This window comes from Bacteroides sedimenti (assembly GCF_040365225.1).
Lineage (GTDB): Bacteria > Bacteroidota > Bacteroidia > Bacteroidales > Bacteroidaceae > Bacteroides > Bacteroides sedimenti.
The window spans coordinates 166,988-186,082 of record NZ_AP028055.1 but is presented as its reverse complement, the minus strand read 5'-3'; the positions used below and the strand labels follow the sequence as shown (position 1 = coordinate 186,082).

16 protein-coding genes are annotated in these 19,095 nt (G+C 43.7%); 5 read left to right on the top strand and 11 right to left on the bottom strand.

What is annotated here, in order from left to right:
- Positions 1-289: 289 nt before the first annotated feature.
- The 4 genes from ABWU87_RS00660 to hcp all read right to left on the bottom strand — a co-directional run bounded on the left by ABWU87_RS00660 (position 290) and on the right by hcp (position 3,057).
- On the bottom strand, positions 290-646 hold the full coding sequence (locus ABWU87_RS00660) for a DUF488 domain-containing protein (protein WP_353332302.1): 357 nt from the start codon (positions 644-646) through the stop codon (positions 290-292).
- A 59-nt stretch (positions 647-705) separates the two neighbouring features.
- On the bottom strand, positions 706-1,071 hold the full coding sequence (locus ABWU87_RS00655) for a cupin domain-containing protein (RefSeq protein WP_353332300.1): 366 nt from the start codon (positions 1,069-1,071) through the stop codon (positions 706-708).
- A gap of 160 nt (positions 1,072-1,231) precedes the next feature.
- Complete coding sequence (locus tag ABWU87_RS00650) at positions 1,232-1,414, bottom strand: (2Fe-2S)-binding protein (RefSeq protein ID WP_353332298.1); 183 nt, start codon at positions 1,412-1,414, stop codon at positions 1,232-1,234.
- An 11-nt stretch (positions 1,415-1,425) separates the two neighbouring features.
- Positions 1,426-3,057: a hydroxylamine reductase gene (gene hcp / locus ABWU87_RS00645; RefSeq protein ID WP_353332296.1), complete on the bottom strand. Its 1,632-nt coding sequence runs from the start codon at positions 3,055-3,057 to the stop codon at positions 1,426-1,428.
- A gap of 543 nt (positions 3,058-3,600) precedes the next feature.
- Between hcp and ABWU87_RS00640 the strand changes: the two genes are divergently transcribed.
- Positions 3,601-4,710, top strand: coding sequence for a hypothetical protein (locus tag ABWU87_RS00640; RefSeq protein ID WP_353332294.1), 1,110 nt, complete (start codon positions 3,601-3,603; stop codon positions 4,708-4,710).
- A gap of 367 nt (positions 4,711-5,077) precedes the next feature.
- On the opposite strand, the gene ABWU87_RS00635 is transcribed toward ABWU87_RS00640, so the two are convergent.
- From ABWU87_RS00635 to ABWU87_RS00625, 3 genes are all read right to left on the bottom strand, one after another.
- Positions 5,078-5,971 (bottom strand): cation diffusion facilitator family transporter, encoded by an 894-nt coding sequence (locus tag ABWU87_RS00635; RefSeq protein WP_353332292.1) that lies wholly within the window; start codon positions 5,969-5,971, stop codon positions 5,078-5,080.
- A gap of 195 nt (positions 5,972-6,166) precedes the next feature.
- Positions 6,167-6,964, bottom strand: coding sequence for a glycoside hydrolase family 16 protein (locus ABWU87_RS00630; protein ID WP_353332290.1), 798 nt, complete (start codon positions 6,962-6,964; stop codon positions 6,167-6,169).
- A gap of 255 nt (positions 6,965-7,219) precedes the next feature.
- A complete protein-coding gene (locus ABWU87_RS00625) occupies positions 7,220-8,857 on the bottom strand; it encodes a sensor histidine kinase (protein ID WP_353332288.1) in 1,638 nt (545 codons plus the stop codon).
- Between the two features lie 305 nt (positions 8,858-9,162).
- On the opposite strand from ABWU87_RS00625, the gene ABWU87_RS00620 reads away from it, so the two are divergent.
- Both ABWU87_RS00620 and ABWU87_RS00615 read left to right on the top strand, forming a co-directional pair.
- Positions 9,163-10,482: an outer membrane beta-barrel protein gene (locus ABWU87_RS00620; protein ID WP_353332286.1), complete on the top strand. Its 1,320-nt coding sequence runs from the start codon at positions 9,163-9,165 to the stop codon at positions 10,480-10,482.
- Between the two features lie 94 nt (positions 10,483-10,576).
- Positions 10,577-11,716: an OmpA family protein gene (locus ABWU87_RS00615; protein WP_353332284.1), complete on the top strand. Its 1,140-nt coding sequence runs from the start codon at positions 10,577-10,579 to the stop codon at positions 11,714-11,716.
- Positions 11,717-12,154: 438 nt separating this feature from the next.
- Here the strand turns inward: ABWU87_RS00615 and ABWU87_RS00610 are convergent, their stop codons facing one another.
- Complete coding sequence (locus tag ABWU87_RS00610) at positions 12,155-12,667, bottom strand: UpxY family transcription antiterminator (RefSeq protein ID WP_353332282.1); 513 nt, start codon at positions 12,665-12,667, stop codon at positions 12,155-12,157.
- A gap of 207 nt (positions 12,668-12,874) precedes the next feature.
- Here ABWU87_RS00610 and ABWU87_RS00605 point away from each other — a divergent pair, with 207 nt between their 5' ends.
- Entirely contained in the window at positions 12,875-14,260 is a 1,386-nt protein-coding gene (locus ABWU87_RS00605) for an MFS transporter (RefSeq protein ID WP_353332280.1), read from the top strand.
- Between the two features lie 104 nt (positions 14,261-14,364).
- Here the strand turns inward: ABWU87_RS00605 and ABWU87_RS00600 are convergent, their stop codons facing one another.
- The 3 genes from ABWU87_RS00600 to ABWU87_RS00590 form a co-directional block, all read right to left on the bottom strand.
- Positions 14,365-15,024 (bottom strand): hypothetical protein, encoded by a 660-nt coding sequence (locus tag ABWU87_RS00600; RefSeq protein WP_353332278.1) that lies wholly within the window; start codon positions 15,022-15,024, stop codon positions 14,365-14,367.
- A gap of 164 nt (positions 15,025-15,188) precedes the next feature.
- Complete coding sequence (locus tag ABWU87_RS00595) at positions 15,189-15,713, bottom strand: hypothetical protein (protein ID WP_353332277.1); 525 nt, start codon at positions 15,711-15,713, stop codon at positions 15,189-15,191.
- Between the two features lie 199 nt (positions 15,714-15,912).
- Positions 15,913-17,259 (bottom strand): metallophosphoesterase family protein, encoded by a 1,347-nt coding sequence (locus ABWU87_RS00590; protein WP_353332275.1) that lies wholly within the window; start codon positions 17,257-17,259, stop codon positions 15,913-15,915.
- A 583-nt stretch (positions 17,260-17,842) separates the two neighbouring features.
- Here ABWU87_RS00590 and ABWU87_RS00585 point away from each other — a divergent pair.
- The gene (locus ABWU87_RS00585; protein WP_353332273.1) at positions 17,843-18,589 is read left to right on the top strand and encodes a hypothetical protein; all 747 of its coding nucleotides are present in this window, start codon (positions 17,843-17,845) and stop codon (positions 18,587-18,589) included.
- Positions 18,590-19,095 lie beyond the last annotated feature (506 nt).

Here is a 19,095-nt window from a genome sequence, read left to right as displayed (position 1 = left end):
GGAGCGAACAATGTTGAACCGCCCCGGAATTGCAGCGGCTACATAAACCCAAAGGACCGGCCTCCTTTTTTTTGCGTGAAGAAATCAGCCGGAATGGAGCGTTAAAAAGGAGCGACTGTTTGAGCGAAGCGAGTTTGAGCTCCTTTAGCGGAATGCAGACTGATTTTAGCAAAAAAAAGGCAGCCTTGAGCTTTTGGTACTTTTGGGTCAAGCCAAAAGTACAAGCAATTGAAACCAACAAAGATTGAAAAAACTTCAAATTAACTTTTGAATCAAACCAAAAGTACCATTATTGAATATACTGTTCCAAATATAGCTTCAACGCAACTGCATTGTTGTTCTCTCTGTGCTTGTTTGAGAACAGAAACGTGACATTACTTTCTTCTATTTTTGCCAGAAGTGAACGGATGAGCTCTTGCTTTTGGTTTAATTCATTAAAATAGTCATCCCTGAACTGAGGCCATTTTTCCGGATCGTGGTTGTACCATTTCCGTAGTTCGTTAGACGGGGCAAGATCTTTTAGCCAGAGGTCCAGGTTTGCTGATTCTTTGGACAATCCTCTTGGCCAAAGCCTATCTACGAGTATTCTAACGCCATCGTCACTATCGGGCGCATCGTAAATTCTTTTGAGCTTTATTTCGTTCATCTTGGAAATAGAGTTAAATGGGGTCCTGATTTAAGCACTAAAACCTCTGCCGGGGAACCTTATTCAGTGTTGAGCATGCTTGATATAGCTCTCTTGTTTTGCATATCGGTTGGTTTGGGTGTTTTAACCACCAATACCCTGAAGATATCTGTACTTTCATTGAAAAGGCAATGAGGAATATCTTTGGGACTGTCAATCAGCATATCTTTCGAGACTTTTTGCTTTTCGTCTCCGATTTCAACAATGCCTTCTCCTTCGAGTATGTAAAAAACCACATCGACGGCCGTTGAATGTTTCTTTAGATGTTCACCCGGTTTTAATAAGATATGAACCACCTGAACATGTTCGGTTTCAAATATTTTGCGGGCATCCACACCGTGAGGATTTTGGTTGGTTTGGATTTTGGCTACATTAATTATTTTCATAGGTCATTCTTTTTAGTTTTCTGGAACTAAAATGCAGTTATGCACAACAGAGGGTCTGGAACCGCGTTGTTGGCACCAATACGTGTACCACATGCGGGAACAGAGCTTGCAATCTGCCCTGAAACCCGCACGACGTACTACCGCTTATAAGGCTCGATGACTACCTGCCGTTTATCTCGTCGAGTATTTCCTGAATGTCTTCCTGACACTCTCCGCATACCGTTCCGGCTGTGGTCACTTCACCAACTTCTTCAACTGTTTTTAAGCCCTTTTCTTTTATGGCTTTTACAATTTCACTTTTATAAATCTCGTTGCAATTGCATATTAAAATATCTTCTGCCATTGTTTTATAGTTTAAGCAAGTTTAAAAATCTTCATATCTTCCTCGACCGTTTTAATGGTTTGAACACCGAATTGTTGTTGCACTGCGCTTAGCAGATTCGGGGTTAGGAATCCCGGCAAGGTAGGCCCAATATGGGTATTCTTAATTCCAAGTGACAGCAGTGCGAGGTGAACGATAATTGCTTTTTGTTCGTACCAGGCAATGTTGAAAACTATAGGAAGCTTGTTGATATCGTCCAGATTCAATACTTCTTTAAGTTTGAGCGCCACGAAAGCCCATGAATAACTATCATTGCACTGTCCGGCGTCTAAGACCCGCGGAATGCCGTTTATATCGCCTAATTGTAATTTGTTGTAGCGGTATTTGGCACATCCCGAAGTAAGGATGACTGTATCTTTGGGCAGTTGTTTTGCAAATTCGGTGAAATATTCCCTTGTTTTTTGTCGTGCATCACAACCCGACATCACCACTAATTTCTTAATTGCGCCCGAGTTAACTGCATCGAGAATCTGGCCGGCCAAAGCAAGTACCTGATTGTGTGCAAATCCGATTGTTATTTCGCCTGTTTCAATTTCTGTGGGTGGAGGACATGTCTTGGCCAATTCGATGATTTCGGAGAAGTCTTTCTGGCCATTGGGCAATCTCTTTTCAATCCGTTTCCACTCGGGCATACCTGTTGCTCCGGTTGTAAATACCCGATCGTTGTAGGTGGTTGTTTTACGTGGCGGAACTAAGCAGTTGGTGGTAAATAAGATTGGTCCGTTGAATGTTTCGAACTCATCTAACTGGCGATGCCAGGCATTTCCATAGTTGCCCACCAGGTGCTTGTATTTTTTCAGATTGGGATATGCATTTGCGGGCAGCATTTCGGAATGTGTATACACATCAATTCCTTTGCCCTCGGTCTGGATTAATAGTTGCTCCAGATCCTTGAGGTCGTGACCGCTGATTAGGATTCCGGGGTTGGTGCCCACTCCGATTTTTACTTTGGAGATTTCAGGATTTCCAAATGTGGAGGTGTTTGCCTTGTCTAGTAAAGCCATGACCTTTACGCCATGTTCTCCGGTGCGAACAACCCAGTTAAACGCATCATTTAAAGAGATTGGTTTGGTAATCATCACCAGACTTTCTTCCATGAAATTGTAAATTTCGGGGTCTTCAAAGCCCAGATTAAAAGCATGTTCTGCATAAGCCGCCATACCTTTTACACCAAACAGGACGTATTGCTTCAATCCGCGGATGTCTTCATCGGCATCGTAAGTTAATGTTCCAACTTCTTTTGCTTTCTCATAATACTCTGCATCGGATTTTGCACTCCAGCTGATGGATGGATGGGTATCTGAGACGCTGATTTTTGATTTTAATTGATCGCGGTAGCTGATTGTATCCTTAACCACCTGAATGATTGACTTCTCATCAAAATTTGCATTTGTGATGGTTGTAAACAAGCAGTTGGTGATGTGCTTACTCTCGGCATTTGTATCGATGCCCTGTTTACGGGCTGCAATGGTTAAATACGAGAGTCCTTGACAAACAAACATTAATAAATCCTGGATGTTGGACGTTTCTTCGGTCTTTCCGCAAACTCCTTTAATGGTGCAGCCGGTGTTTTTAGCTGTTTCCTGACATTGATTGCAAAACATACTCATATTATTTTAAAGTTAATAATTTGAACTGGCTATGTTTCTACTTAAGAAAAGTCGGGCATGGGAAGAATAATATTCCAAATATACATTTTTAATGCAGAAATGCAAACTTGTAGCCGGGGAATTTGTATGCTGATTAGATCTTTTAAGATTTAGGGAATTAAAGGGTTCTTCTCTTATGTTCTGACTTGACGCAAAAATGCATGACAAAAAAGCATGGTTGTTATATATTCTAGACCGTATTTAAATAGGTTGTTATTGTGTACAAACTGACAAGTTACAGTGATTCGCTGGAGAAAATGGCGAGGGCTATAATAGATTGGGGGATAATACACCGTGAAAGGATCATATCACAAATAAAAGAGATATGAAAAAATCTATTATCTTTGTAAATAAATGCCTATATGTATGTGTTGAATAAATGCAATGCATGAAATATTGGTGAAGATACCAAATGCTTGATGCATTGCCCCAATGGAAGGTGTAGTAAGCGGAATTCGGAGACAAATAAGAATTGTAAATACCAAATTTTAAAACTATATGATGAAAAACAAATTTGATTTGAGGAAAGTGTTAATGCTTGCCTTCTGCCTCCTTGTAATTACAACATCGGCTTTAGGGCAACGTAGAAAATGTCCGCTTGAAAAGTATAATGGAAACTGGGCTTTTGGCACAACGACAAGCTTTCATGTGGGCGATCCTTTTGATGGTATAGGGCAGGTTGAAGTAATGCGACCTGGAAAACCAGCACAAATACACGAGAAAAATAGAAAATGGACGCTGGACGGAGTGAAAATTAAACCCGGTGAAGTATTTACGAAGGCAGGTAAATTTATAATGACCATAGAATCCAATGGTTTTAAAACAGCATACCATGTTGAAATACTTCCGGCCGTTGAAGCAAAGAAGCCAGTTGCAACAGTGGTGGCATACCCTAAACAGACCGAATATAAAGTTGGTGATAGATTTTACATTGATGGTATAAAGGTGGAATGCCATGATGCCAACGGAAGAAAATTGCCGGTTGAATCTAAAGACATCACTTTCTTTACATCAGTATCGAACACGTTAGTAGGTACCGGATATCAGTGTGGCGGTGGTTATAAGTTTTCGATACCTGGAAGAAAAGTGATTGAAGTGCGTTATAAATCTGTAACTATTGGCAAATATACGATAAACGTGGTTGAGGGCAAGCAACCTACCACCCAGCCTTCGTCGGCTTCAACAACAACTAGCGTAGCAAAGGCCCCGGCAAACGGATGGTACAACCTTAGAGCCATGTATAATTACCTAAACTTTGATGCTACAGGATATGGAGAGCTGCGTAAAAAATCGGTAAATACGAAGTTTTATGTAGAAAGAAAGGGAGATAAACAGGTAACACTAAAGATGGCTAACGGGAAATATCTGGGGATTGATAGTTCGATAAAAGATGGTGCACGGGTAAAAGCAATCAACAGCCCTTACCTTTGGACTATTTATTCTGAAAATAACGCGGACATTTATAGTTTGCGCCCATCGACGGACACCAGAATGGTAGTCAATGCCTCCGGGGAAAAAAGTAGTGACGGAACCCATATTATTCTATGGACGCATACAGATTATAATGCCCCCAATAATGCAGAATTTCGTTTTATTCCGGTAAGATAGGTAGCACCATTAGTACACTATCGCGTTTATGAAAGCGACATAGTGTACTAATGGGCTTAATATTTTGATGGAAATAGATTCTCGTACTTATACTATACGCTCATAGAAAACCTGACAGTCGCTCGTTTTTAATGCTCCATTCCGGCCGATTTTTAACTCAAAAAAGTGAGGCCGGTCTTCGGGGGGACCAGAGGGGCTTCAGTTACGGGGTGGTTTAACATTACTCGCTCGCTTTGGGGTTGGCTTGCCTTCGGCTTCGCTTTCGCATTGCGTCTGATTCTACTCCGGGTCACTCGCTTGCTAAGCAATTCCACTTAACATTGCTCGCTCATTTTGAGTAGGATCACCTTCGGCTTCGCCATCACTTCTAAAACCGATGAAGGTCTTTTTCGGAATCGATGTGGCTGCTTTCCTGCGGCTCGGCATGGATGTAGACTTCGCTACGGCTGATGCGGCTTTTCAGGTCCTTCTCAATGTTGTCGCATATTTCGTGTACCCGGATGAGTTCCAGATCGGAATCGAGGTGTATGTTCACCTTGATAAAGGTATCGGCACCTGAGGCACGAACCTTGAGGCTATGGAAATCTTTCACTTCGGGGGTTGACAGCAGAAAATCTTCGACTGTCTTAACAACATCGGCAGGAGCTTTGTCGAGCAAAACATCGACTGCTCTTTTGCCCAGTTTGAGGGAAACGGTTAGAACTATGACCGCTACTGCCAGCGCTGCAATTGAATCGGCAAAGAAGAATCCGAAATGGGCGCAAATAAGTCCCAGCAACACCACAGCCGAACTCCAGATATCGGTGGAGAAATGGAGTGCATCGGCCTCTAACGCCTGGCTATTGTGTTTCTTTGCCGTTTTGTACAACGCCCGCGAACGGGTGATATCGATTATGATTGAGCTGATAACCACGATGTAACTCCAGTAAGTGATTTCGATTTGGGTGTTTCCGGAGATGAGACGGTTGAGCGCTTCGTAAACAATCCACACGCAAGTGATGAGAAGCAGCAGGGTTTCGATGAGCGCAGAGAGGTTTTCCACCTTTCCGTGCCCGAAGTTGTGCTCGCGGTCGGCAGGCTTATCGGATACACTCACGGAGAAATAGGTAATTACCGCCGCAACAAGGTCGAGGGCTGAATGCAATGCCTCGGAAAGTATACCGAGACTACCTGTAAACAGGCCGACAATGATTTTGAATCCGGTTAAAAAAATAGCTGCAAATACAGAGAGCAGTGCCACTCTTTTCTTCTCTTTTTCCATCGTTATTATTTAGTAGTCATCAACTTATAACAGTTTATGGGTGCAAAGCTAAATGTTTAAATTGAAACACTAAAATTTACGAATTAAAAAATACCGGGAGAGGGTCAATACCTATTTTGTCTAAGTATAAATAACAAACCTGATGCCTGCAGAACATCAGGATAAGTTATTGCAAGGAAGGAAAATACCTTACTATTACCTGGTTTGTGTAACCCGTACCCAGTCCACCTCCATCCAGCCGGGCAACTGACTGTCGTCAATCTCACCGGGCCAGGTATCGGGTCCGCCAAGTGCATAGTTCAGGATGATGTAGAAAGGTTTGTTATAAGGAAACTGCTGCACGGTGGCTTCGTCGGCCAGATGTAGGTTGGGATAGCTGAAGGTGGCCTTGCCGTTGACGGTAAAGGTTATCTTATCGGGCGTCCACTCTATGCCGTAGGTGTTGAACTTACCCACTTTGTAGGGACAGGTGATGAAGGGCTTCGGAATTTCGTGCTTCAGTATGTTTTTGTAGTTGTTGTGCACGGTTTGGTACACAATGCTATCGTGATTGAGCTGTTCCATGATATCTATCTCGCCGCATACAGGCCAGTTGCCGGAACGATCCTCGGGCATTAGCCAGATGGCGGGCCACCCTCCTTGCGCGGTATGGAAACGGGCGCTAACCTCAATCTTTCCGTAGGTAAAGGCAAACTTTCCTTTCGACTGGATACCTCCTACTTTATATACACCATCCACCTTTTCGGCCTTGACGATAAGCTTGCCATCTTTTACATAAGCCTGGTCAAAGCTTTCGGAAAGATGGCGCGACCATGCGGCTGATTGATTGGGACAGAGCGACCAACGGGTGGTATCGGGCAGCGGTCCGCGTTGATTGAAATTCTCTTCGAAGATAACTCGTTTCTTAGGTTTGGCGGCTGATGCCCCTTGGGGGAGGCTGATAGCGAATGTTGCAAGCAAAAGCGCTGATGTGATAAATAATCTCGATTTCATGGGTTTGTTGTGTTATTAGTTTGCAACAAATTTAATTAAAAATTTTATTAAAAGAAGATGCAACGAGAATCAATTTGAAATCTGAGTAAGTACCGGTTTGCAACATACAATAAAAGAAGAGAGCCATTTCCCTAGAACAGATAGAAATGGCTCTTTTTATGATTGAAGACGTTGTTGAACGTTACTATTTAAAATTCAGATTGCTGGATTTCAACTTTTGGCATACCCTCATTCAGTTTGATCGGATTGGTTACCTTATAATAGTTCTGAATTAACGGGAATCTCGAACCAGAAGGTGGAGCCACGACCAATTTTAGAGGTGACGCCAATCCTTCCCTTGAGCCTTTTCACAATGCGCGAACAAAGGGTAAGTCCTACCCCGGTGCCCTGCGTAAAATCATTAAGCTTGACGAAATGGTTGAAAACGGTTTTAAGTTTCTCTTCGGGGATGCCGCATCCGGTATCGGTTACATAGAAAAAGAGGAAGTTATCTGAAATGGTGTATCCAATTTCGATAGTGCCTTGAGATGTGAATTTGGCAGCGTTGCTCAACAGGTGATCTACCACTTGCTTCAGGTGTTGAAAATCAGTAGACAACAGACAGTGTGGAAGCTGCTCGGACAATACGATCTGCACATCGGGAAGTACCTGACTGCGGAGTGTAGTTAGCGATTCGGCCATCAGATCCTTAAAGTCGACTTCGTCGGTAGTAAACTCAATGACGCCCGATTCTATAGCAGAGAGATCGATGGTGTTGTTGATTACTTGCAGCAACAATTCGTTGTTCTTCTGAATAAGTGAGATGTATTCGTTTCGCTCCTGCTCGTCGGTAGTAATGGGAAGCAATCCCGAAAAACCCACAATGGCATTGAGCGGAGTACGGATTTCATGATTGATATTGGCAATAAATGCACTCTTAAGGCGGTTGGCCTCTTCTGCCCGTTCCTTAGCCAGGAACAGTTCGCACTCGTCCTGCTTGCGACTGTTGATATCGGTAAATACTCCCGTAAATACTTCGGGACTGCCAGTGGATGAGATGCGAGTAAGCTCTCCACGAAGCTGGTACCAGTTGTACTTATCACTCCCAAACTGACGTATACGAAGGTCTAACTCTGCTTTTTTTATTTTACCCGAAAGCATAGCTGAGACACTAAGCTCTATGTTTGAACGGTCGTCAGGATGAATGCGCAACAATGCATCCGAGAGTGAGAAAGAGAGATCCTGTTTGTCGGGACTACTGACGGAGTGTTTATAAGTATCGTAATCTATATGAATGATATCTTTAGAGATGTTCCAGGTCCAAGGTACCATGGAGCCCGCATCGAGCGCGAGGGTAAGCTTCTGGTTGTTATCCTCGAGATCACTGAGAACCTGTTTCAGCTCACTGATATCGCCCAAAGTAGTGATAAGATCGGGAGGACGGTTATTCCGACGGACAATCCGATGGCCTACACGAACGGTCATTATACCTTTATGAGGGGAAAAAAGTTCTTCTTCGTAAAAAGGCATACTATCTTCGGAAAGCTGATCAAGTAAATCAGATCCTGGCAATCGATACCCTGTTTCGTTATGAATCTCCTCCTTGGTTTTACCAATGAGCTGATCGCGCCTAAGATCAAAAAAATCTTCAAACTGACGGTTGCAGAATACAAAACGTTTTTCACCATGATCATCGGCCCGAAACACATAGAGCGCATGAGGCAGGTTATCGAGCACAGCATGGAGGTGTGCGCGAGCCTCAACACTTTTTTGTCGTTGCCGGCGGAGATAAAAGAGACGGGCAAAGATGAAGAAAATGTAAACAAGTAACACAAAGACAGTCAGATTAGCCAAAAAAGGATGTTGGAGAATGTATTCGTGATCAAATTTTAAGAATAACAAAGTAAGGCGCATAGTTTAGTTAGTTAAATAAGCGGAAAGAACCGTTTTGTCTCCATGTGAATTTTGTAATCTAAATAGCTAATAAAGTGCAAATATATTAATTTAAAAAATAATTTTACCCATCATTAATAAAATCATGACTAAAATATCCCATATTTAATAAATCTCAACTTTATATATATCAGAAAAATAAAGAAAGAAACATCGTAATAAAAAATGTTAAAGATGCTATAAAACTTAACAATTAGTGTTGCAAAATGTTTTGTCTTTAATGAAACTCTTCATTGAAACCCGTTAACCATTAATAATATGGAAAGATGGTAAAGATACAATGGATTATAGCAGTGCTTCTGCTTATGAATGCAACCGCTCGGGCACAGCAGCCAGAAAAGGAGTCGGCCCCGGGAACGCAAACTTACAGTTTTGTGCAACTGCAGGGAGGTGCGCAATATACTTTTGCGGAAAGCCACGCCTACTCTACAATCTGGGGAAAAGTGAGCCCGAATGCCGCACTTACCATAGGACACTTTTACTCGCCGCAACTGGGTGCACGCCTGCAACTGGGAGGATGGACCTCGAAAAACAAGATGGGGTACACTGATTACAGCGTGTCTTATTTGAACTTCAATGTGGACATAATGCTGAACCTGATGCAACTGGGAAGCAATGCCGGCCGTGAACGGGGAATGAACCTTTATGCAATACTGGGCGCCGGGTATGTGCACGGATTTGGGGACACAAATGTAATGGTGGGGAGTGAGTATGACAAGGGACTGCATGCACTGCGGGCATCGAACAGCGGAAGCGTGAGACTGGGGCTGCAGACGGAGTGGAAATTAACCCCGAACTGGTACGTTAACCTGGAACTGAATGCAAATTTGCTGCGTGACGACTTTAACGGACAGGAGAAATATAACTTCAACAATGATATCATGATGAATTTGCTGGCGGGTGTAAGCTACCGCTTTGGCGGCAAAGGAACAGCAACTGCACAGCTGATGGGAGCAAGTGAAATTGAAACTCTGAACGAACAGAACAATGCCCTGAGGGAACAGGTGAAAGAGATGGCCGAACGGAACAGGGTGTTGCGTGAAATGGTATATGGCACTGAAAAAACGACTGGAGCTGCTACGGAAATGAACCCAATGAAAGGTCTGAATAAAGGAATAACATCTACGGAAGCAGGACAAAAAGGAAAGAATGTTGTGAATGCGGAAGAAGTGCCTGCGGTGGCAACAGGAAATATCCCGAATAAGGCAACAGCCGGTAAGCCGGAAAAGAATAAGGAGATAAATGCGGCGTCGGATACGATACTGATAGGCATAGTGGTATTCCGCCTTAATAAGGATATTATTGAAGCCGATCAGGAGATTGTGCTGTACAACGTGGCTCAGTACATGATGAAGTACAGAGACAGGCAAGTGCACGTAGTGAGCTATACAGATAGAAGCACCAGTACGGCAAACAGAAACAGGATGCTGGGCGAAAGCAGGACATCATCGATAGTGAAGCTGATGACAGAACGATACAATATCCCGGCAAACAGATTTGAGATGGAGAATGTAGAGTGTGATTCACAACCATTTAACGAAACCAACGTGTGGAACAAAGTGAGGATTTATATTAAAAAAGGTTAAATATATATAGCTACATTTAACAAATATGCTTATTATATGTTGTTTAATTAGTGTTGAAAACAGATATACGATTATTAACCTAAAAAGAATCAGTATGAAAAAATTTTTTCTCATAGTATCGGTTTTCTTTGCATCAATAGGTCTTGCACAGGCTCAGGATGGAGCAAAGAAGTATGGTTTCTGGGATAACTGGTTTATCCAGGGGCAGATTGGTGGACAATACACCTTCAGTGAATACAACAAAGATGCTTCGTTTGGCGACAAGATCAGTCCGACAGCCGCGCTTGGAATCGGTAAGTTTGTATCGCCCGAAGCAGGAGCCAGATTACAGTTGGGCGGATGGACATCGGGTAACTATTTCATGACAGACTATGATGTGAAGTACTACAACATCAACCTCGATGCACTATTTAACCTGACCAACATTTTCTGCTCTTACAAGGAAGGTAGAACATTCAACTTCTACGGAATCGTGGGAGTGGGGTATGTACATACATTTGGTGACAAAGACGTAAGAGTGCCTCTGGGACCGGGAACTGGACTTTATGCCATGTCTAAGACCGACGGATGGGCACCCAGACTGGGCTTGCAAACAGACTTTAGAATAAACGACGCATGGAGCTTCAATCTGGAAGCCAATGCCAACTTTATGATTGACAAGTTCAACGGACAGGTATACGGAAAGAGTCACGATGTAACAACAAACCTGCTGGCTGGATTCACCTATAGGTTCAAAGAAAGAGGATTCCCTCCTGCAGAAATTCACGACCCGGCTTACATTCAGAGCCTGAACGATCAGATTAACAGTTTGAGAGGACAAGTGGAAGAATACAAAGCCTGCTGTGAAAAGAAACAGCAACCTGTGATTACAGAACCTAAGACCATTATTAAGGAAGTTCCGGCTAAGCCAACCGTTTATGAAATGGTACTGTTCCGCATAAACAAGGCTGTGATTGATAAGAACCAGGAAGCTGCCATCTATACAGTGGCTCAGTTCATGAAGGAAAATCCGGATGCAAAGATTACCATTACCAGCACTGCCGATAAGAAGACTGGTACTCCGGAATACAACCAGAAGCTGAGTGAAAAACGTTCTGCAGCCGTAGTGAAGGTGCTTACAAATAAGTACGGAATTGACAAGAGCCGCATTACCGTAGTGAACAACGGTGACAAGGAACAACCGTTCCCAAGCGAGAATGCATGGAACCGCGTGAGTATTTTTACAAGTAAATAAAGATATTCCCTAACCAGAAAACCTTATACAAACAGAACGAGATGTATCATGGTGATTGTTAGCGTACATACACTACAGAATGGTACAACAGAATGTTAATGAGAACTATAGTATAAGGAAAAAGAAAGGCTGTCCCATGGCAGCCTTTTCTTTTAATATACCCGAAAACGAAAATGGATCGGCATGATGACTTCAACGAAAAGCTTAGCAGGATGTGGTTCTAAAGAAAGCGAACAAAGCAAGCGTCATCCCGCAGAAGGACCGGCCTCATGATCGCAGCGTAAAGCGGAGTGAGTTGGTGTAGCGTTAAAAAGAAAAAGCTGTTTGAGCGCAAGCGAGTTCTTTTTCTTTAGCGGAACCGGCTCACGCAGTAGCGGAGAGCATGCAGCCGTGATTTTTTGGTTCTTTTGTATCCAGACAAAAGAATAAAGAAAGTCCTTAAAGCTTTTCCAAACAACTAGTGGCAACAGTTGTCAAGGCACACCCCAGCCCCTGGAGCCGCACCATTACTTTGAACTTTCCTTTTACCTCGACCAGCTCGGCGGTAAGACCAGCCAGTTCGCCACGTACAATACGCACTGGTTGGCCAGGCACCATTTCCGTAGCAGAGAACTCCACCTCTTCGGAAGCCCAATCTACCATTCTCCGCAACTCGTTGATCTGTTTTTCCGGAATGATGGCAGGGTGTCCCTGGTCGCGCACAAAGGCGATAGCTCCGTAGGTCATCAGTACCTTCTTCATCTCATCCGGTGTAATATAAACAAAGATATATCCATTGATAACAGGCTGTTCAATCTTTTTAAGACGATCGTGCCATTTACGTGTCACCATCTGTACCGGCAGATAATGTTCGATGGCATTCTGCTGGAAGCGTTCGCGCACCTTTTTTTCTGCCCGGGGAGCGGTATACACCGCATACCAATTGCGACACAGTTTAACATCAGTCTCCATAAGTAAAATATTGGGTTAGTTAGCCTTTGTTTTATACGCAAATATAAGAAATTAATGCTACTTTTGCCGGGAATAGGTGAAAATTGTACAATTGTATCGGTTTATCTGAACAAAAAAGACAGTTGGATTGCCCATTAAAGAAGTACCTTTGGGAATTAAATTTCTAGATAAATAATTTAAAAACCATTAATCTATAAATCAACAATCATGAGTAAATTTCAAGAGATGAACGAAAGGATGACCAAATACAGATGGGTAATCTGCTCGTTACTGTTCTTCGGGACGACCATTAACTACATGGATCGTAACGTAATTGCGTTTTTAAAAGAGTTCTTCTGCTCGCCGGTAGCAGATGGAGGATTTGGTTGGAGCAACTCCGACTTTTCGTATGTTACAGCTTGTTTCACTGCTGCTTATGCCGGGTTGACCGTATTTTCGGGAATCATCATCGATAAGATTGGTTCGAAGATGGGACTTGCCATTTCACTAATTGTATGGTCTCTATGCGGAATGGGAAATGCTTTTGTGGGCAAGACCGTGGGCCTGCACGTAGCTATTCGTAGCTTGTTTGGACTGGGTGAAGCTGGTAACTTTCCGGCATCAATTAAGACGGTGACTGAGTGGTTCCCTAAGCGTGAACGTTCACTGGCCACAGGTATCTTTAACAGTGGTTCGAACATCGGTGCTATGATTTCGGCACTGTTTGTGCCTTGGTGCTTGATTTACTTCGGCAACGAGCTAGGCTGGAAAATGGCATTCATCCTGACCGGTGGTATCGGCTTTGTGTGGTTGTTCTTCTGGTTCTGGCTGTACAACAGTCCGAAGAAAATGCTTGAAAAAGGAAAGATTAACCAGAGCGAATACGACTTTATCCACAGCGACGATGCAGAGCTTACACCCGAACAGATAGAAAACGAGAAGAACGGTGTGAAAGAAAAGATTTCATGGAGCAAGTTGTTGAGATACAGACAAACCTGGTCTTTCTTCTTCGGTAAATTCATGACCGACGGTATTTGGTGGTTCCTGTTGTTTTGGCTGCCCGATTATTTGAAAAAGCAGTTCGGTATGACAACTCAGGAAGTGATGTGGCCAACCTTTATTGTATTTGGTATTGCCATCATCGGTAGTGTATTTGGAGGAAGCATTCCGATGTTCTTTATGAATAAAGGTATGAATGCCTACAAAGCAAGAATGACAGCCATGTTTATGATTGCCCTTTGTCCGCTTGCATTGCTGCTGACTCAATTCTTTGGTAATGTATCCGTGTTCGGTAACGCAGCCATGTATCTGGCTACCGGAATTATCTGTTTGGCAGGTGCGGCACACCAGGCATGGAGTGCAAATATCTTCACTACTGTGTCTGACATGTTCCCCAAGAAAGCGATTGCTTCAGTAACCGGTATCGGTGGTCTGGCAGGTGGTATTGGTGGTGTACTGGTACAGTTGCTGGCCGGTTTCGTAACCGACCTCTACGCAGCTACCCCAACTGTTGCATATGGTATTATGTTTACCCTGGCAGCAATGGCTTACCTTATTGCATGGAGCATTATGAAGATTCTGGTTCCGAAATATAAAATCATCACTGATTTATAATAGTATATTCCGTTGAGAAAGAAAAACAGCGGGATACTACGAAAAGTTTGATAAAATGTTGTACATGGAAGGCTCTCCCCGGATTATCGGGGAGGGCTTTTTTTTTAGAAACATACAGCAACCCCTCCCGACATATATCCGAACCATGCGGGCCTGAAGTTGTAGTTCACACTGTACGGATTGGTGCTGTGCCAGCTGTAATTCCGGGTATTATTATAGCCTATCGATAAATCGAGGAGAACAAGGATATGCTCCATCAGGTTATAGCTCACCCGCGTTCCAGCTTCCAGTGAAGTATAAAAATCACGATTCAGAAAATAGTACTCCTCCGTTGGGAGATGAACGGGTATTTCATTGTCTCTTATCTTTCCTACCCACCCCATATTGATTCCGGCGTTCAGTTCAAAGTTCAGCGGAAGAGAATTAAGAAAGCCTCTATCGGGAGCAGCATTCCAGCACAAGCATGCCTTGAGCGGGAAGAAATAGACTCTTCTGCCCTCCACCCGTTCGGTTACACCTATACCTGTGCGTACACCCCAGTAGTCGGTCAGCATGCGTGTGTACTGCATTCGTGTGCTGATTACCCTGAGCGATGGTCTTTCGGTACCTGCCATGGCTATGTCCAGACCATGGTCTATGCTTATTATGTTTTTGTTTCCCACAATGGAAACATCGCTTTTCTTGTACTGTGCACCCGCCGGCAGCAGGACAAATGCGAATAGCATTGCAAGCATCATCCGTAACATATCACGATCTGTTTTCATAAAAGTCTGTTTTAGTTTGCGGCACAATCCAGCGAAGTTGCAACGGCAACGTTTTAACTAAAGATAAAACAAATCAGCGTGACGGAAAGTTTAAAAGATACAAAGCCTCTTTTACAACCTGAATAAGAGAGGTTTGATAGTCAGGCTTACAAGAGGCCAAACTGTCAGAAGGTAAGAGCAATGCTGGCCGTTGTACCTTTCACCGAGAGTTTAAGTTCGGCTCCGGCCTTTCTGTGATACGTTATGGATTTAATACAACAAACAACAGCCGATACAACACAAGCGGTACCAACAACCATCATTGCATCGGATAAAGTATTGTCCGGCGAGTCATCCGAAATCACCCCTGTGCTTCGGGTATATGGTCTGCCATTTGTATTCATCTTCTCCCACGTCATACCACTGAAATCGAAATCTAATTCATAGGTAGCTGCCCCGTACCAGGCCATTCCAATGCCTGCCACTCCCAAAACAAGGGCTGCAATTCCATACTTCCTCGATTTATCCTTGTAGCTTTTGGCCAGGGCTTCATGGTCAATGACGCTTGACTGAGGAGGTATAAGGCTGTCACTTAATACAACGACCGGACTCCCTTTCACTGCAGGTGTTCCATCTTCACGGCCATCGGTCTGCTGAGAAAACACAGTCGTCGAAATCAAAAACATAATTAATAACAGTAATGCTTTCATGTGCAAAATCTTTTAGAAATTAAGTTCATTTCAACCTATTTACGCACGGCAGAAGTCGATGTTCTTCTTCTTGGGATCAGTTTTTCCGGCTTTCTGTCTGCATAAGTAATCCGGGCCGGGTGTCTTGTTAAGTAGAAAGGCGGGGTTACTACGCGGCTGTGTGGCAACCCCTTTCTTTTTTAGGTATCCGGCCTTTCCGTCAGTTCGCCATACCGGTATTCAGGTTAATGGTAACGTACTTATCCGGTGTGTTGATATCGGTCCACAGCGTGCCCAATGCACCTCCCAGCTGTCCGGTAGGGTCCAGAGAGTTTATGTAGCTAATCTCTCCCATCACCTCCTCTGTTGGCGATTCATCTCCGGCGAAGTGTGCCATGGCGGCATCAGTAAAGAATGGAGCCAGATATGCACTGGTTCCGGAGTCGAGATTGAACGGCGGCATCGTTAGCAGAACAGAAAAATAGGCTTTCAGACGATCGATCTGGAACCCTTTGGCAAACGCTTCAAATCCATTTCCCATGAGGTTGGTAATGGTACGCGGTTCAAAGGTGAAGATATCCTTTTTTGCCGTCAGCATGCGGTAGTAGCACGGGTAGTTTGTAGTTGCTCCCGTTTCTACATCGAACACAAAGTTTCCATTGTGTGTCCGCTTGGTTATATCATTGGCATGGTAGTGTCCCGTCAGAATCAGCTTCAGCCCGGCATCCATCAATTCATCGGCTGCAGTCTGCCAGTTGTCCAGCACGTATCCGTAGTCCAATATCTGCTCCATATTAAAGTGTTCCACCAGTCCGTGGTGCATCATTCCAATCACCGTTTTCTTCTGAATGGCAGCCTTTGCCAGTTGCTCTTTCACCCAGCTCATTGTTGCCAGTCTTATCTCGCCCGACCCAATGCTCTTAGTGTTATTCAGGTAGTAGCGGTTGGCATCAATGGTAATCACCCATAGTCCGTTCATCGGTTCACTAACATAGCTCAGCGAGTTAGGATCACGTGCTATGGCATCACCCCATCCGAAGCGTGCGTACAAAGTTGGTATATCCGATGCCTGCACGGTAGCCACAGGTGCGGTTACAGCTCCGTCAAACTGCACCGCTTCGGGGTTGTTCACATCGTGGTTGCCGATAGTTACCAGTACCTTGATGTTCTTTGCCCTCAGCTTGTTGAGCTGACGTATTACATTCTGATGGCTCACCAGCTCCCCGTCCTTTGTGAGGTCGCCTGCAATCAGCACCAGGTCCGGTCTAAGGTTCGGTTTCATGTTTATAAGGCTATTTACTGTAGCCTCCAATATGGCCGAGCTGTACTGAATAAGTTTGGGATCCTGCGCCAGATAGCCCTGGAAAGCCGGTCCGTCACTTACCAGTAGAGACGGGTCCATTACATGTGTGTCCGACAGGATGGCAATTTTCACCCCGCCATTTATGCTCATCGATTTTGTGTCTGGCATTCCTTCCTGAATGTTTTCTGTAATCAGATCGTCCTGCTGACATGCAAAGAAGAGCACCGTGCAGAACACGGTAAATAATCCGCGGATAAATTTCATAAGTACAAGTTAGTTTAGTTTATAATCCGGGAATAATAAGTCTTTTTCCCTGAAAACCATCGGGCGACAGCCTTTTAGTGGGGTTCAGGGGAGAATGTAAGTTTGCAAATCATTGCGCGTAAAGAACGGCCACTATCCCTTTGGACACAGTAGCCATCGTGCACAATCTGGCGGAGTCATGACGGTAGAGTTTATAACGTCTATATAAAACAATTCAGCGGGGGGAAAGTTTCCATCTACTTAGATGCGGTTATGCATCCCGACACGAAGAAGCTGAAATGGTTATTAAACGCGAGAAATGCCTCACAGAGAGGTTTATAAATTAAGTAAGCAGGCTTTCAAGAAAATTATTTTCCCGGATTATTTGTGGCAAACTATTTTTTCTGATTTTTGTTTTAATATTTATAATGATTTTTAGCAGATATTTATCATCAACAAAAGAGTGACAGACATGGAAAGGCGTAAATTAATAGCGGAAGCACTAAGATCTATCTTGTATAGTATTTATTTCAATTTCCATTATCTCCCTTTTGGTCAAGCCATTAAGCTTCCAATTCTACTGCACAGGCCGAGACTGCTCAAGATGAAAGGAAGGGTCATAATAGACAATGATAATATCCATTTTGGCATGATCAGGATGGGGTTTAACATTGTATCCTTATATCGTAAAGACGGAATAATGTGGGAACAGCACGGTGGCACCTGCGTATTTAAAGGACGTTGCGTTATTGGTAATTCATCTGCAATATCAATAGGGCCAAACGGCAATTTGACTATCGGCGATTTGTTTTCTGCATCAGCAGCGTTGAAAATAGTGTCGTACAACCAAATCGAATTTAAAGACAATGCCCGTATAGGATGGGAAAATATGTTTCTCGATACCAACTTTCATTCTCTGATCAATGATGAGACGGGCGAGCGAAAAGTTGCTTCAGCTCCCATAATTATTGGCAGAAATAACTGGTTCGGACTGAAATGCATCACATTTAAAGGAACCGAAACGGCTGAATATTGCACCATTGGGGGCGGGACTGTATTGAGTGGCTTGTTTACCGAACCCAAATCGGTTATATTAGGTGCTCCGGCCAAGGTCAAATGTATCGGATTCTACAGAGATACCAGCAACGATGACGTTGTGTACGCCAAACGAAGAAGAATCTGGAAAAAAGAACGAAAGAAAAAAACAGATACGAAGCCGGAACCAACAAAAGCAATGAACAAAGCGGTAGCGCTATGCAAAAAGAAACTGAGTGAAGCTAAGTCTAAATCACATCAAAAGGAGCGAGCAAAGCGAGTAATGTTAAACCGTTCTCGCAATTGCAGTCAATAGGGAAACGCAGAAGGACCGGCCTCATGATCGTAGCGTTAAGCGGAGGGAGTTGGTGGAGCGTAAAAAAGGAGCGACTGTCTGAGCGCAAGCGAGTTTGAGCTCCTTTAGCGGAACCAGCTCACGGAGTAGCGGAGAGCGTGCAGCCTTGAGCTTTTGGTACTTTTGGGTCAAGCCAAAAGTACAGGCAATTCGAATCAGCAAAAGAAGAAAACCAGAAAATGATCTTTCAAGCCATTTGGAACAAACCCAAAAGGATAAAGCTCCTTAGTTTATTATAAACTGTTTTTTCAAAACACAGCTGCAAAACCAGTAAAGGACCGGCCTCATGATCGAAGCGTTAAGCGGAGGGAGTTGGTGAAGCGTAAAGAAGGAGCGACTGTCTGAGCGCAAGCGAGTTTGAGCTCCTTTAGCGGAACCGGCTCACGGAGTAGCGGAGAGCGTGCAGCCTTGAGCTTTTGGTACTTTTGGCTTGATCCAAAAGTACAAGCAATTCGAATCAGCAATAA